The organism is Bacillus sp. MT(2024) (genome assembly GCF_036362845.1).
GTDB classification, from domain to species: Bacteria; Bacillota; Bacilli; order Bacillales; family Bacillaceae; genus Bacillus; species Bacillus velezensis.
This window is the reverse complement of the sequence record NZ_CP143632.1, coordinates 1,765,942-1,779,152: the sequence shown is the minus strand read 5'-3', so window position 1 is coordinate 1,779,152 and position 13,211 is coordinate 1,765,942. Positions and strand designations below refer to the sequence as shown.

At 45.3% G+C, this 13,211-nt stretch carries 18 protein-coding genes; 4 read left to right on the top strand and 14 right to left on the bottom strand.

Annotated features, from left to right (window positions below; genetic code table 11):
• Nucleotides 1-6: 6 nt before the first annotated feature.
• Both hflX and spoVK read right to left on the bottom strand, forming a co-directional pair.
• Nucleotides 7-1,269, bottom strand: coding sequence for a GTPase HflX (hflX, locus tag VP472_RS08695; RefSeq protein WP_015239904.1), 1,263 nt, complete (start codon nucleotides 1,267-1,269; stop codon nucleotides 7-9).
• 129 nt (nucleotides 1,270-1,398) lie between these two features.
• Entirely contained in the window at nucleotides 1,399-2,367 is a 969-nt protein-coding gene (spoVK, locus tag VP472_RS08690) for a stage V sporulation protein K (protein ID WP_015417523.1), read from the bottom strand.
• Nucleotides 2,368-2,673: 306 nt separating this feature from the next.
• Between spoVK and VP472_RS08685 the strand changes: the two genes are divergently transcribed.
• Nucleotides 2,674-3,432, top strand: coding sequence for an N-acetylmuramoyl-L-alanine amidase (locus VP472_RS08685; RefSeq protein ID WP_146276822.1), 759 nt, complete (start codon nucleotides 2,674-2,676; stop codon nucleotides 3,430-3,432).
• Nucleotides 3,433-3,481: 49 nt separating this feature from the next.
• On the opposite strand, the gene VP472_RS08680 is transcribed toward VP472_RS08685, so the two are convergent.
• The 9 genes from VP472_RS08680 to VP472_RS08640 all read right to left on the bottom strand — a co-directional run bounded on the left by VP472_RS08680 (nucleotide 3,482) and on the right by VP472_RS08640 (nucleotide 10,250).
• A complete protein-coding gene (locus VP472_RS08680) occupies nucleotides 3,482-4,102 on the bottom strand; it encodes a hypothetical protein (RefSeq protein ID WP_044053225.1) in 621 nt (206 codons plus the stop codon).
• A gap of 48 nt (nucleotides 4,103-4,150) precedes the next feature.
• On the bottom strand, nucleotides 4,151-5,140 hold the full coding sequence (nrdF, locus tag VP472_RS08675) for a class 1b ribonucleoside-diphosphate reductase subunit beta (RefSeq protein ID WP_024085331.1): 990 nt from the start codon (nucleotides 5,138-5,140) through the stop codon (nucleotides 4,151-4,153).
• Between the two features lie 17 nt (nucleotides 5,141-5,157).
• Complete coding sequence (gene nrdE / locus VP472_RS08670) at nucleotides 5,158-7,260, bottom strand: class 1b ribonucleoside-diphosphate reductase subunit alpha (protein ID WP_003154060.1); 2,103 nt, start codon at nucleotides 7,258-7,260, stop codon at nucleotides 5,158-5,160.
• The gene (gene nrdI / locus VP472_RS08665; RefSeq protein WP_003154061.1) at nucleotides 7,220-7,612 is read right to left on the bottom strand and encodes a class Ib ribonucleoside-diphosphate reductase assembly flavoprotein NrdI; all 393 of its coding nucleotides are present in this window, start codon (nucleotides 7,610-7,612) and stop codon (nucleotides 7,220-7,222) included. Before nrdI ends, nrdE begins: the two co-directional genes overlap by 41 nt.
• A 259-nt stretch (nucleotides 7,613-7,871) precedes the next feature.
• Nucleotides 7,872-8,087, bottom strand: coding sequence for a hypothetical protein (locus tag VP472_RS08660; protein WP_003154062.1), 216 nt, complete (start codon nucleotides 8,085-8,087; stop codon nucleotides 7,872-7,874).
• Between the two features lie 82 nt (nucleotides 8,088-8,169).
• A complete protein-coding gene (locus VP472_RS08655) occupies nucleotides 8,170-8,445 on the bottom strand; it encodes a YmzC family protein (RefSeq protein ID WP_003154063.1) in 276 nt (91 codons plus the stop codon).
• Between the two features lie 96 nt (nucleotides 8,446-8,541).
• Nucleotides 8,542-8,763 carry an RNA chaperone Hfq gene (gene hfq / locus VP472_RS08650; RefSeq protein WP_003154064.1) on the bottom strand — a complete coding sequence of 74 codons (222 nt, stop codon included), beginning with the start codon at nucleotides 8,761-8,763 and terminating at the stop codon, nucleotides 8,542-8,544.
• A 39-nt stretch (nucleotides 8,764-8,802) separates the two neighbouring features.
• Entirely contained in the window at nucleotides 8,803-9,747 is a 945-nt protein-coding gene (gene miaA / locus VP472_RS08645; RefSeq protein WP_146276820.1) for a tRNA (adenosine(37)-N6)-dimethylallyltransferase MiaA, read from the bottom strand.
• A gap of 98 nt (nucleotides 9,748-9,845) precedes the next feature.
• Nucleotides 9,846-10,250 (bottom strand): YmaF family protein, encoded by a 405-nt coding sequence (locus VP472_RS08640; protein ID WP_070081859.1) that lies wholly within the window; start codon nucleotides 10,248-10,250, stop codon nucleotides 9,846-9,848.
• A gap of 100 nt (nucleotides 10,251-10,350) precedes the next feature.
• Between VP472_RS08640 and VP472_RS08635 the strand changes: the two genes are divergently transcribed.
• The 3 genes from VP472_RS08635 (at nucleotide 10,351) to erbB (ending at nucleotide 11,479) form a co-directional block, all read left to right on the top strand.
• Complete coding sequence (locus tag VP472_RS08635; RefSeq protein ID WP_015239898.1) at nucleotides 10,351-10,656, top strand: hypothetical protein; 306 nt, start codon at nucleotides 10,351-10,353, stop codon at nucleotides 10,654-10,656.
• Between the two features lie 138 nt (nucleotides 10,657-10,794).
• Nucleotides 10,795-11,109, top strand: coding sequence for an SMR family multidrug efflux transporter EbrA (gene erbA, locus VP472_RS08630; protein WP_003154071.1), 315 nt, complete (start codon nucleotides 10,795-10,797; stop codon nucleotides 11,107-11,109).
• A 16-nt stretch (nucleotides 11,110-11,125) separates the two neighbouring features.
• Nucleotides 11,126-11,479: an SMR family multidrug efflux transporter EbrB gene (gene erbB / locus VP472_RS08625; RefSeq protein ID WP_003154073.1), complete on the top strand. Its 354-nt coding sequence runs from the start codon at nucleotides 11,126-11,128 to the stop codon at nucleotides 11,477-11,479.
• Nucleotides 11,480-11,492: 13 nt separating this feature from the next.
• Here the strand turns inward: erbB and VP472_RS08620 are convergent, their stop codons facing one another.
• The 3 genes from VP472_RS08620 to VP472_RS08610 all read right to left on the bottom strand — a co-directional run bounded on the left by VP472_RS08620 (nucleotide 11,493) and on the right by VP472_RS08610 (nucleotide 13,202).
• A complete protein-coding gene (locus tag VP472_RS08620) occupies nucleotides 11,493-11,945 on the bottom strand; it encodes an OsmC family protein (RefSeq protein ID WP_070081858.1) in 453 nt (150 codons plus the stop codon).
• 60 nt (nucleotides 11,946-12,005) lie between these two features.
• A complete protein-coding gene (locus VP472_RS08615) occupies nucleotides 12,006-12,713 on the bottom strand; it encodes a poly-gamma-glutamate hydrolase family protein (RefSeq protein ID WP_003154076.1) in 708 nt (235 codons plus the stop codon).
• 255 nt (nucleotides 12,714-12,968) lie between these two features.
• Nucleotides 12,969-13,202: a hypothetical protein gene (locus VP472_RS08610; RefSeq protein WP_058906034.1), complete on the bottom strand. Its 234-nt coding sequence runs from the start codon at nucleotides 13,200-13,202 to the stop codon at nucleotides 12,969-12,971.
• Between the last annotated feature and the right edge of the window lie 9 nt (nucleotides 13,203-13,211).

Here is a 13,211-nt window from a genome sequence, read left to right as displayed (position 1 = left end):
CCTTCCTTACATGAATTTCTTCAATTCTCCGAGTATGCTTTGTTCTTCCTGTACATAACCTGAGACTTCGTAGCGTTCATTTTCTTCATTAAAATAAAGACTGTCGATCATGGTCTCTGATTTGATGCGTGACATCAATTTGCCTTCGGCGGCAGGCACATGAACTTCATACGGCGTCATCAGCTCCCGGCGCAAATAAGCTTCGATTTCCGCTTTTAGTTTCGCTTCATCCCCGGCGATTCGGGCGCTGATCATGATGTGGCCTTCTCCCGCTGTCGGGATGAAGTCAGGAAGTGTCTCATCACGTTTGTTATAAGCGGTCAGCACCGGAATATCATCTGCCTCAAGCTCTTTTAACAGTCCGAGGACAGTCTGTTCATGCCCGGCATAATCTTCATTGGATGAATCAATGACATGAATGATCAAGTCTGCTTCCTTCACTTCCTCAAGCGTTGAACGGAAAGCGGCAATCAGCGTCGTCGGCAGATCCTGAATGAAGCCGACCGTATCAGACAAAAGGACGCTGTAGCCGCTTGGGAGTGCCATCTTTCTCGTCATCGGATCAAGTGTTGCAAACAGCAGATCTTCTTCATAGCTGTCTGAGCTTGTTAATTGATTGAACCACGTTGATTTTCCTGCATTGGTATAACCGACGAGTGCAGCCTGAAGCACGCCGTTCTTTTTGCGTCTTTCCCGATAACGGCTTCTGTGGCGGATAACCGTTGACAGCTGCACGTTAATTTCGTGTATGCGGTTTCTAATGTGGCGCCGGTCTGTTTCAAGCTTTGTCTCACCGGGCCCTCTCGTCCCGATTCCGCCGCCTTGTCTTGAGAGATTGATTCCTTGTCCGCTCAGACGCGGCAGCGCGTATTGAAGCTGGGCCAATTCGATCTGAAGCTTTCCTTCTCTCGTCTTCGCCCTTTTTGCGAATATATCCAAAATAAGCTGCGTGCGGTCGATGATCTTCGCTTCAATTGCAGTGGCGAGTGATTTAAGCTGGCTCGGTGACAGTTCATCATTAAAAATAACCAGATCCGCTTCAAGCTCTTCACACAGCGCCTTCAGCTCGTCTACTTTCCCCTTGCCTATGTATGTAGCGGCATCCGCTCTGTTCCGTTTTTGCGTAATCCGGGTCAGCACCGTTCCGTCAGCCGTTTTTGTCAATGAAGCAAGCTCTTCCATGGAATGTTCAAAGTGCTCATCTGTCATGTGCGGAAGCTGGCAGCCGACCAAAATGACCGTTTCTTTTTTTCCTTCCTGTTCGTTCAAATGGATGTTCCTTTCTGTGTCGTATTGGGCAGTAGTACTATCATACCAAACCCGCAGGGCGTATACCACACATCCGGCGGGTTTTAAAGAGAGAAATAAAAAATAGACCCCTCAGACCGGCTGAGAGGTCTATTCGTGAGCTGCCGCCTCATCTTTTATAAGTAAATCCTGGCTCTTGATCGTCATTAAATCGTTTTTTAAGTATTGGTCTCCCATTAAAAGCCTCATGGCCTGAGCGCGGATTGATTTTTCAATCACGTTTCTGACAAAGCGCCCGTTGCTGAATTTAATGGGGCTTGTCGTGCTTTTTACTGTCATTAAGTAATCTTTTAACTTCCACTCGGCTTCCTGGCTTAATTGATACTCCCGCTCTGCTATCATGCGCTTTGCGATGTCCATCAGCTGAGTGACAGAGTAATCCGGAAAATCGATGCTGATAGGGAAACGCGATTGCAGGCCGGGATTTAATGACAGGAAATGTGTCATTTCTCTCGAGTACCCTGCCAGGATCAGAATAAATTCATGCTGTTTGTCTTCCATATGTTTGACAAGCGTATCAATCGCCTCTTTACCGAAATCCTTTTCTCCGCCTCTTGCAAGTGAGTATGCTTCATCAATGAATAAAATACCCCCAAGCGATTTTTTAATCAGATCTCTCGTTTTTTGCGCCGTGTGTCCGATGTATTCACCGACGAGATCGGCACGTTCCGCTTCGATCAGATGTCCTTTGGAAAGAACGTTCATTTCGAAGAAAAGCTTGCCGATCAGTCTCGCGACGGTGGTTTTCCCTGTGCCTGGGTTCCCTTTGAACATCATATGAAGAGCTTGTTTTCCGACTTTCAGCCCTTGTTCGGCCCGTTTTTGGTTGACGAATATCCAAGCGTAAATTTCTTTAATGTTGCGTTTCATTTCTTCCATACCCACTAATGTGTTCATTTCTTTTTCAATTTCTTTCAGAATGCTGTGCTTGGCTTCATTTTTTTGCAGGGCGGCCTGATATTCCGCCTCAGCTTCTGCATTTGTCAGCACTTGCTTTTGGCCATTAAGAATGATGTTAATTTGTCCGTTATTTTTATAGGTTACAGCGCGCTCCAACATGCTCACCTCTCTGTTCTCTCTTTATCTTACTCATGATGAAGAGGTTCGGTGACATCCGCCTATCATCATGAGGCCCGTTTTCCTCTTTATCTGTCACTTTTTCCGTTCTCTTCGGGAATGATGTTGAATCCTGCGCTTTCCCGAGAAATATTTTTCATTTCTTATTGTATTCAGCAGAAACGGGAGGACAAACCATTTATTTTTATTTTCCGGGAAATGTTGGGTGTATCTCTCATTTTTTTCATGAATGACAGCCGTACAAGCACCTTTTGAACATCATCATATGCTGTAATGAGGTGATGGAGAATGGTTAAAATTTTTATAGACCCCGGTCATGGCGGAACTGATTCAGGTGCAACCGGAAACGGACTTCAGGAAAAAGCGGTCACGCTGGAGATCGCACTGGCTTTGCGCACGATTCTGACGAATGAGTATGAAGGAGTTTCTGTCACGATGAGCAGGACAAGCGATAAGACGGTCAGCCTGACGGAAAGAACGGATGCCGCCAACAGCTGGGGCGCAGATTATTTTTTATCCATTCATATTAACTCAGGAGGCGGAACCGGATTCGAAAGCTATATTTACCCCGGTGTCGGAGCGCCGACCTCGACTTACCAATCAGCCGTCCACACGCAAGTAATTCAAGCATCGGGTTTTAATGACCGCGGAAAAAAAACAGCCAACTTCCATGTGCTGCGGGAGACAAGTATGCCGGCGATTTTGACGGAGAATGGTTTTGTTGATACGTCAGCTGATGCAAACAAACTGAAAACAGCCAGTTTTATTGAAAGCCTTGCAAGAGGACATGCCAAGGGCTTGGAGCAAGCTTTCGGTCTAAAAAAAAAGGCTGACTTATATAAAGTGCAAATCGGCGCATTCAACGTGAAAGCAAATGCTGATGCGCTTGCCGCAGACGCGGTGTCTAAAGGTTTTGACGCGATTGTGCTTCCAAAAGGAGGCTTCTTCAAAGTGCAGATCGGCGCATTCTCTTCCAGAGATTATGCTGAAGCGTTGGCAGCGCGGGCCGAAAAAGCCGGATTTGATGCCTTCATTGTGCAAGACTAAATGAAAAAACCCCTGCTCTCCCTTTTTTGGGACGAACGGGGGTTTTTTGTTATTGAAGTATATCGGCGACAAACTGAGACCAAGCTTCAAGACGCTGATACACATTTTCCTCTTTCAGTTCGCTCAGTTTCATCCAGCGCCCGGCGATTTGATCTTTTTCTTTCACTTCGACTTGTGCTGCAGGCGCTAACTGGAGCGCAGAAAGAATGCCGATATGCACCTTCCCTACATCGTTTTCATCATCATTGATCAAGCCGAGTGTGACAATGTTTTGTTTGTCCTCCTCGCGAATGTACAGTTCTTCCGCCAGCTCCCGGTCGGTGTTCTGTTTCAGCACTTCCGAAAATGAAGCCGCCCCTTCCATAGGGTTCATGTGTCCGCCGAAGCCGAGAGAAAGCTTATTATGGAGGCGCGATTCCCCTCCGCCCGCGAGCCGCTCATACACAAACACCTCATCATCACGGCGGATGACGACATACGGAATCGGCTGTTTAAATCGCGGGTCCTCTTCCGCGTCGCCTCTTCTGATTTCAAAAAAATGCGCCTCAATTTGAGCCATAATTTTTATGATACGTTCATCCTCGCTGTTGACTCCCTGAAATGTCAGCATTTCGTTTTGAAAGACGTCACTCCGCGGTGCAGCCAAGATGATTTCATCCATTTTATTCATGCCCGTTCCTCCTGTCTTACCTCTCCATTCAAGCCAAAAGAGCAGATATTATATCTGCTCTTCGTCTTGGCCAAAATAAAAATCTTCGTCCTTAATCGGTTCTACGGTCGCCTTTTTGTAGCCGTTCCCTTTCATGGAGAAGAAATCATGTGATTTTGTTTTGGTGTTTAATCCGTTTAATACGATCGGATTAATATCCTCTTCTTCAAAGTAAGGATCGAACCCTAAGTTCATCAAAGCTTTATTGGCGTTATAGCGGATGAATTTCTTTACGTCATGAGACAGCCCGACTTGGTCGTAGAGATCCTCTGTATATTCAAGCTCATTGTGATAAAGCTCTTCTAAAAGCTCAACCGCAAATTCGCGAAGTTCCGCTTTTTTCGCTTCTGTTTGTTTATTGTATATTTCCTGTGCCAGCAGTCCGACATATACACCGTGGATCGCTTCATCACGAAGAATCAGGTTGATGATCTCACCGCTTTGCATCAGTTTTCCCTGTCCGTAGAAATATAACGGATAATAGAAACCGCTGTAGAAAAGGAAGCTTTCTAAGTAAACCGATGCGACCATCGCTTTAAACAGTGAAATTTCATCATCTTTTTGAATGGCTTTGTAAAGCCCGACAATCATTTGCGCTTTTTTCTGCAAATATTTATTTTGTTTAACCCATTCAAATACTTCGTTGATCGTTTCAGTCGGAGCAAGCGTCATAAAAATATTTGAATATGATTTTGCGTGCACCGCGTTTTCCATCATCGCCATGAAATTAAGAACCGCTTTTCGCTGATGGCCCTCGACGTGCTCGGCCACAATCGGCATGCCTGTGTTCCCCTGCTCTGTATCAAGCAGTGTCAGGCCGGCGAGCACCTTCATGTACGTATCCTGCTCATTTTTACCCAAATACTTCCAAGTAAGAAGATCGCCGTTTAATGCGATCTCTTCCGGAAGCCAAAACTGCTTTACGTTTTGGTTGTAAAACATTTGGGTGAAATCATCTTCATGCTTTGACCAGTTTGCTGCGTCATAAATTTTTGTCACTGTTAACTCTCCTTTAATCAAACGACACAAGAAAGACAGCTGTCCTGCCCGGTATCTTTCGTTCTTGCATAGTAAATGGTTTTGATGCCTCTATGGTGGGCATACAGATCAATACGGTTCAGATCACGAGTTGTCATCGTATCTTTCAAAAACAGGGTAAAGCTGATTCCCTGATCGATATGCTGCTGGATTGTCGCGATCATATCCACCACTTTGAACATGTCCATATCATAAGCTTCTTTGTAGAAGAACCAGTTATTAGACGCTAACCCCGGCATCGGGTAATACGTTTTTGAATTTCCGTATGTTCTTTCTTCGATCCGTTCCATGATCGGCATAACGGACGCCGTGCTGGATTGGACGTAGGAAATGGAGCCTGTCGGCGCGATGCACAGTCTGTAGCTGTGGTACATGCCGTTTTCAGCGACAAACGCCTTCAGCTCTTTCCAGTCTTCGATTGTCGGGATGTGCATGCCTTCAAAGAGCGCAGCGATTTTTTCGTATGCCGGTGAGAACTCTTTTTCGATGTATTTATTGAAATATTCTCCCGTTGCATAAGTGGAGCCTTCATAATGCTCAAACGTTTCGCCTTTTTCTTTCGCAAGCTCAGCTGAACGCTGGATGGAATAAAAGTTCACCATCATAAAGAACGTATTCGCGAAATCTCTTGCTTCCGGGCTTTCATAAGCGATGCCGTTTTGGGCCAGGTAGCCGTGAAGGTTCATGGCGCCTAAACCGATCGACTTCATCGCTTTGTTCGCGCGTCTGACTGCCGGCGCGTTGCGGATATCCGTCGTCTCAGATACATGAGTCAGGGAATCCGTCGCGAGTTTCACCGTGCGCTCAATCGATTTATGTTTCATGACATTCAGTATATTTAATGAACCAAGGTTGCAGGAAATGTCCAAGCCGATTTCGTCTTCCTCGTCATAATCTGTGTAAGCCGAAACCTGTGACGCCTGAAGCACTTCAGAGCAAAGGTTCGAGAATTTCACTTTTGATACGTGGTTATTCGCATGCTCTTTGTTTACGTTGTCCTGGAACATAATGTATGGATAACCTGACTCAGAACGGAGAACGGCAAGCTTTTCAAGCAATTTGCGCGCATTCACTTTTTCTTTTTTGACACGCGGGTTGTCGACAAGTTCCTCATACATCGCCGTCATGTCCATCTCATCCATATGCTGGCCGTATTCTTTATAAATCGTGTGCGGATAGAATACATAAGCCGCTTTGTCCTCACGTGCAAGCTCAACGAACTTATCCGGAATGACGACACCGATAGAAAGCGTTTTGACACGCACATCTTCATCCGCAGAAATCTTTTTCGTATCAAGAAAGTCATTGATATCGCGGTGGAAAATGTTTAAGTACGCCGCGCCAGAGCCTTGTCTTTGCCCCATTTGGTCAGCGTAACGGAACGCGTTATCAAGAAGCTTCATGACGCCTACAACGCCTTTTGTGGCATTCTCAACATCTTTAATCGCTTCACCTTTCGCGCGGAGCTTGGACAGATTAAGAGAAACCCCGCCGCCCAATTTAGACAGCTGCATGGAAATATCGATCGCCCGTGAAATATCGTTTAAGGAATCATTGACTTCGAGCAAGAAACAGCTCACAAGTTCTCCGCGGCGTTTTCTGCCGGCATTCAAAAATGTCGGTGTGCTTGGCTGATATTCCTGATTGATCATCAAGTTCACATATTCTTTTGCTTTCTCAGTGTCGCCGTTTGCGAAGAACAGCGCGACGATTGAGATCCGGTCCTCATAACGCTCGAGGATTTTTTTCTTGTCATTCGTTTTCAAAGCATAGTCATTATAGAATTTAAACGCACTCATGAAGGAAGGAAAACGAAACTTCTTAGCGTAAGCTGTCTTAAACACTTCTTTAATGTCTTCAAAAGAATAAAGGCTTAAGAATTCCTCTTCGTAGTATTGGTTTTCAATCAAATAATCCAGCTTCTCTTTTAAATCGTGAAAGAAAACTGTGTTTTGATTGATATAGTCTACAAAATAGCTATGTACAGCCTCTTTATCTTTATCAAACTGGAATTTTCCATCTTGTTGGATCATGATTTCGTTATTTAACTGGATCCATTTTGGCACTTGATTTTGTGACAACTCTTTCTACCTCCTGAGTAAACAATTCAACGTCTTTAGATGTGCCGCTGAGTTCAAATTTGTGCAAGATCGGCACCTGATATTGTCTAGAGATGGTATCGGCGCTTTTTGCAAAGTTATCGCCCCATACTTTGTTGCCGCTCGCAGCGACTCCTAATAAGAGATGGGCGTATTTTTCGAGAAATGATTGTGTTGATGCCGGTACCTGACCGAAGTTTGTCGTGTAGGTGACCAAAACAAACGGAGTGTCCACGTGGTCCGTTTCGTCCACCTTGCGGATCAGCTGAAAGTCTGTTTTATTCACAAAACGCTGAACATTCCCTGTCTTTGAATCAAATATGATTTGAACCATACTTATCACGACCTATCAAAAATAATGAATCTCTTAACACTATATATAGTATACTAACCTCTGAGAAAAACACAACATATTGAGATCGATTTATAAAAAATTCATATTTTTGAAAGAGCGGACTTTGGCTCCGGCCCGATTAACGCCCAAAAAAGAGAGCAGAACGAGAATCATCTCTCATCCTACTCAAGGTGTCATGTGTAAGCCGATGTCTATCATAACATGAAAAAAAACTGCTTAGTAGTCTAGACTTTTATTCTTATTTTTTGTAAGAATCACATTTTTTTTCGCTTTCAACGGTTTCTTCAATCTCCACATCAGCACCGATTTCTTTCAGTACGGCTTTCAGAGCGCTTGTGATGGAAGCCTCTCTGATCAGTTCTTTGCCGTCAACGATGATGCTGGTTCCATATTCATAGCAGGAATCATCTTCACAAGTTTCTTCCCAATGGTTGATTATCACCTTGTGTTTCAATCGTCTCACCCTCTGCATGATCAATGTCAGTACTTAGTGTAGCTTGTGCGGCCCGCTTTGTAAATTCGAACGCTTGTGAAATTTATTCAAGCTCATCCAGCGCCGTTTCTTTTTTCAGTTCGATTTTATTCGTTTTTTCATCGTAGCGGTATATTTTTAAGTAACCGTCCTCGACAATGCCGAAACGATTATGTTCCAGCTGCACCATGCCTTCTGTCTGCGATTCGGCATCCGCCAAGCCGCCGTCATCATCCGTCACCACCGTCTCGTGATTGCTGCAAGCTCCAAACAGCAAAAAAACAGCGATCCAAACGAGCGTAATCCTGATTCTTCTCAGTTCATTTTCACTTTCGAACACGATTTTCCGTACCCCCTTTTATCTTTCCGATATACGGCCTGCAATATACAGACGCGCATAGAAAAAGACCATTGTTCATGGTCTTTGTCAAAAAGTCTATTCAAGCTCAAGCTGGACGTTTTTTTGCGGGGCGAACGTGGAGATGGCATGTTTATAAATAAGCTGCTGCTTCCCCTCCGTTTCGAGCAAAACGGTAAAGTTGTCAAAGCCTTTTACCTGGCCGCGAAGCTGAAAGCCGTTGAGTAAAAACACCGTGACGAACGTATTGTCTTTTCGGATTTGATTCAAAAACTGATCTTGAATATTAATCGGTTTCATGTTTCGTCCTCCTTGGTTCTCAATACAATACTGTTTCGATTAAATTTCCAGTTTTCCTGCTATGCACTCGAAAATTTCCTTTTTTTTCTGCTCAATATCAACAGGCGGCGTCATATCTGTCCATGAAACGGGCATTTTATTGCGAAACCAGGTCAGCTGGCGTTTCGCATATCGCCTTGAATTTTGTTTTAATTGCTCCACAGCCTGAGGGAGCGGCACTTTTCCATCAAGATATTCATACAGCTCTTTATAGCCGATTGCCTGAATCGATTGGCTGTCCCGGATATTCATATCATACAGCCGCTTTACTTCGTCAAGAAGGCCGGTTTCCAGCATCAGGTCAACGCGCTCGTTAATCCGGCCGTACAGCACTCCTCTGTCCATTGTAAGACCGATAAGAACCGCATTGTAAAGCAGCTCCCGTTTTTGGGTTTTAAGATGCTCTGACATTGTTTTTCCCGATACATGCAGGATTTCGAGCGCGCGGATGACTCTTCGCGTATTGTTTTGATGAATGGCTGCCGCCGCTTCCGGGTCGGCTGCCGCAAGCTTGGCATGAAGCGCTTCTGCCCCTTCTTCAGCCGCCAGTTTCTCCATGCGCTCCCGGAATACAGGGTCGCCGGAGTTTTCCGTGAACGTATAGTCATACAGCACGGACTGAATGTACAGACCAGTCCCCCCGACAATCATCGGCAGCTTTCCTCTACCGGCAATCTCGGTGATTTTTCCCCTTACCATTTTCTGATAATCCGCCGTTGAAAAAGTGTCGGACGGCTCCAAAATATCAATCAGGTGATGCGGCACGCCTTCTGTCTCTTCTTCGGTGACTTTGGCCGTTCCGATGTCCATCCCTTTATATACCTGCATGGAATCTCCGCTGATGATTTCCGCATTCAGCATTTTCGCGAGTCCGATGCTTAGTTTTGTTTTTCCGACTGCCGTCGGTCCGACGAGTATGACGACAGGCTGTTTTTTATTTTTCAATATGTATCACTCTCTTTTATAAATCTCCCCCTAATTATAGCATTCATTTCTTCAGGCACCTATCCATTTTGCCCTTTTTCCTGAGCGCTAAACATCCGCTACCACCCGATCGGCTCGTTTCCGACAACCTCTCTCGTTTTTCCTTTGAGCGTATGGCGGTGCGTTTTCCGTCCTTTCTCCCGTGGATCGTAAACGACGCCGCCGTGCTGGATCTGAATCGGCTCATTGTAGGCGGCAAAGGTGGTCTCTGAAAGCTCATGGTAATGTGTTCCGTCAACCCTCGGGATGGCAGGGCCGGAAATGCCGTAATACCTATGAAAATGGCCGTTTTCAAACGAGGTGATGCCCGTATAGAAATGTGTATGCTCATCTGTATTGCTGCCGTTCTCCGGCTGCGAAAAGCCTTCGATCACATGGTAATGCCCCTGCACTACATCCGTAACAGCCCGGTATGCGTGTGTGTGCGGAGGTTTTTTTGACCAATCGGACTGATACAGGCCCACAAAAGATCACTCCTTTATTTTTTGATAAACGCCCAATCAAAAATTGGTGGGCTGAATACTCTGTTATCATCTCAAATTTATTCTTGGAGGTACCTAAATTATGAATGAAGAATACACATACGAAGCAGATAGTGATATGAGACAGTTTGGACGGCCCGGATTTGGGTTTGGACGGCCGGGCTTCGGGTTCGGGCGTCCCGGATTCGGATTCGGCTTCGGGCGGCCGGGTTTTGGTTTTGGCCGGCCTTGGTTTGGCCGCCCTTGGTTTGGCGGGTTCGGACGGCCGTTTGGTTTTTACGGCGGACCGTTTGTCGGAGGGCTTGTCGGGGGGCTTGTCGGAAGCGCTTTGTTCAATCCGTATTTGTACGGAGGTTACGGCTACCCTTACTATCCGTATTACTACTAAGACAATCAAAAAGGGCTCCTTTCAGGGGCCTTTTTATATAGGCCTAATGTCTTGACTTGGCGGGCAAAGTTCGGATATTATTTTATTTTACTGCCTTAAACAAAAGGCATAAGGATTATGATGAGAGGGGGATTTGATATGATTCTGGGTTATATCTTCCTCACAATTGCTATTTTATCAGAGTCAATCGGCGCGGCCATGCTGAAGGTCTCCCGCGGATTTACGCGGTTTTTGCCGAGCGCGCTTGTAGTGGCAGGCTATTCATTGGCCTTTTATATGCTTTCACTGACACTGAATCTCATTCCGCTCAGCTTATCCTATGCAACATGGAGCGGAGCCGGAACGGTGCTCGCATCCATTATCGGAGCGAAATGGTTTCATGAAAAACTGGACAAGCAGGCCGTCATCGGACTTGTATTCTTATTGGCCGGTGTCATTCTGATGAATTGGTAGAAAGGAGAAGCATGATATGAAAGGATTACTCTGCCTGGCATTAGCCATTGTATCAGAAGTGTTTGGAAGCACGATGCTGAAGCTGTCGGACGGTTTTACGCACTTATGGCCCGCTCTCGGCGTCATTGCCGGAATCGGAGCCTCTTTTATGTTTTTGAGCTTCTCTTTGAAAAGCCTTGATTTATCCGCCGCATACGCGACATGGTCAGGTGTCGGCACGGCTTTAACGGCAATTGTCGGCTTTTTTGTTTTTAAGGAAGCCATGACAGCCAAAATGATGATCGGGCTTATTTTTGTCATCACGGGCGTCATCCTGCTGAACCGTTCCAAGTCTCAAAAAGCTAAAAAAAATCAAACGGCCCGGAGCTGACCGTTTGAACTCGTCAAGCGCGGGCAGCTTTTACTTCAACCTCAAGCTCCATCTCCACGTTTCCTTGGATCGCTCGTGAAATCATACAGGAGGACTCCGCTTTTTGCGCTAACTTCCTGGCGAGCGTAAAGTCCGTTTCGGCTGCATCCGGCTTTAATAATATAAACGGGCGGTGAATGATTTTCTGGTACGTGAACACACCGTTCGTGACGTCTACAATTCCTTCAGATTCCATATGTAGATCTTCTTTATCCAGACCGCTTCTTTCCATCATCGCCGCAAGCGTTATAATATAACAGGTCGCGGCCGCTCCAAGCAGCATTTCATCAGGATTTGTGCCTTCTCCGGGTCCGTCCATTTCCTTAGGAATGGACACAGCCGTTTCCAGCCGGCCGCTTTTAATATCGCCGACGTCATTGCGATTTCCGGGCCAATTTGCTTTTAAATAAAAGTGATGTTTTGCCAAGGGACAAACCTCCTTTTTTTTCAGTTTACTCACCTTTCACTGGTTTGTCTTTTTTTAAGCTCACGAATACTCTTGATTGATCACTCTTTTTATCGTACGGACAAACCGGTAAAATTCCTCCGTTTTTGTGAATTCCCTTTCGCGGTAATCAAAATTATCAAAAAACGCTTCCCGCTGTTCTCTGCTGATCTCAAGCTGTATACTCAGCCCGGTTTGCGCCTGGTTATTGATATTTTCGGTGTCAACCCCGGCCAGACCGGTTTTTGAGGTTGCCAATTCTGCAGGAAATCCGTTTCGTTTGAGAGCTCTCACCAATTTTTTCGCCCGCTTCCGGTCGCTTCCTCCGACAAGAGTATTTTTCTCGTCGCCTTTATAACCGTGAACTGCGATAACATAATGGTGCTGCTTAATGCTTTCGACTGCTGAAGGCTCATCGAACTTGGTGCTCGTAATATGAAGAGTCTGGTTATCATGCGCTTTTAATCCCTCAAACAGGTAGGTTGAATAATCATCCCTGAAAGAGCGGACGATCTCGCTCACCCCGCCCTCAATTCTCCCTCCGTGCGGCGACATGATCAATACGGGGCTCCCCTTTCGCTTATTGTATGATATATGATAATCATCGGGGTCTTCATGTTCAGCCAGATCTTTAAAATCTGTGTATGTATCAGAAGAATTCGAGGGATCAGGGTCTGACGCATAATGAGCACATCTTATTAGTAAGACCATTGCTACGATAATGATGACATTAAGTAAAATTCTTTTCATCAGCTCTCCTTCTTTGCTCCTTTCTGAAAAATGAAATATTCATTATATGGATTTTTGTCAATAGGTCTTATCTTAACATTCTATTAACATTATCATCAGTGAAAAACTTCCCGGTTTCGAAAAATCAATGGATTGTCACGGTTCAAGCGCTCAAATGCCGAGCATCAGTGAAAAAAGGTTGAGAGAGGGCAAAAAAAAAGGGAGGAACGCCCGAATTTTCAGGGGCGGGAGATTCACGGCCGGAAACGGACGGCATCAAGAATACGCTTTTAAAAATGAATATCCGCCTCCCGAAGCAAATGCACAGGACAGAATGGAGCCCGTCAAAAAAGTTCTCATCTGCCTTTTTGTACAGCAAAATGCCGTTACAGCCCGCTCATCCCCTTTTTTTATCATAATGGTCCGTTTTGAAACGGAGCCGTCTTTTTTCATATATATAATATCAATCGGAAGCTGTTTTTCCAAGGAATGTCCCAATATTATGTTCATGTGTATACC

Excerpts from the sequence above, each read along its gene's own strand:
- spoVK (WP_015417523.1), bottom strand. The coding sequence starts at position 2,367 with ATGTTGGAGCGCGCTGTAACCTATAAAAATAACGGACAAATTAACATC.
- VP472_RS08685 (WP_146276822.1), top strand. The coding sequence starts at position 2,674 with ATGGTTAAAATTTTTATAGACCCCGGTCATGGCGGAACTGATTCAGGT.
- VP472_RS08680 (WP_044053225.1), bottom strand. The coding sequence starts at position 4,102 with ATGAATAAAATGGATGAAATCATCTTGGCTGCACCGCGGAGTGACGTC.
- nrdI (WP_003154061.1), bottom strand. The coding sequence starts at position 7,612 with ATGGTTCAAATCATATTTGATTCAAAGACAGGGAATGTTCAGCGTTTT.
- hfq (WP_003154064.1), bottom strand. The coding sequence starts at position 8,763 with ATGAAACCGATTAATATTCAAGATCAGTTTTTGAATCAAATCCGAAAA.
- VP472_RS08635 (WP_015239898.1), top strand. The coding sequence starts at position 10,351 with ATGAATGAAGAATACACATACGAAGCAGATAGTGATATGAGACAGTTT.
- erbA (WP_003154071.1), top strand. The coding sequence starts at position 10,795 with ATGATTCTGGGTTATATCTTCCTCACAATTGCTATTTTATCAGAGTCA.
- erbB (WP_003154073.1), top strand. The coding sequence starts at position 11,126 with ATGAAAGGATTACTCTGCCTGGCATTAGCCATTGTATCAGAAGTGTTT.
- VP472_RS08615 (WP_003154076.1), bottom strand. The coding sequence starts at position 12,713 with ATGAAAAGAATTTTACTTAATGTCATCATTATCGTAGCAATGGTCTTA.
- VP472_RS08610 (WP_058906034.1), bottom strand. The coding sequence starts at position 13,202 with ATGAACATAATATTGGGACATTCCTTGGAAAAACAGCTTCCGATTGAT.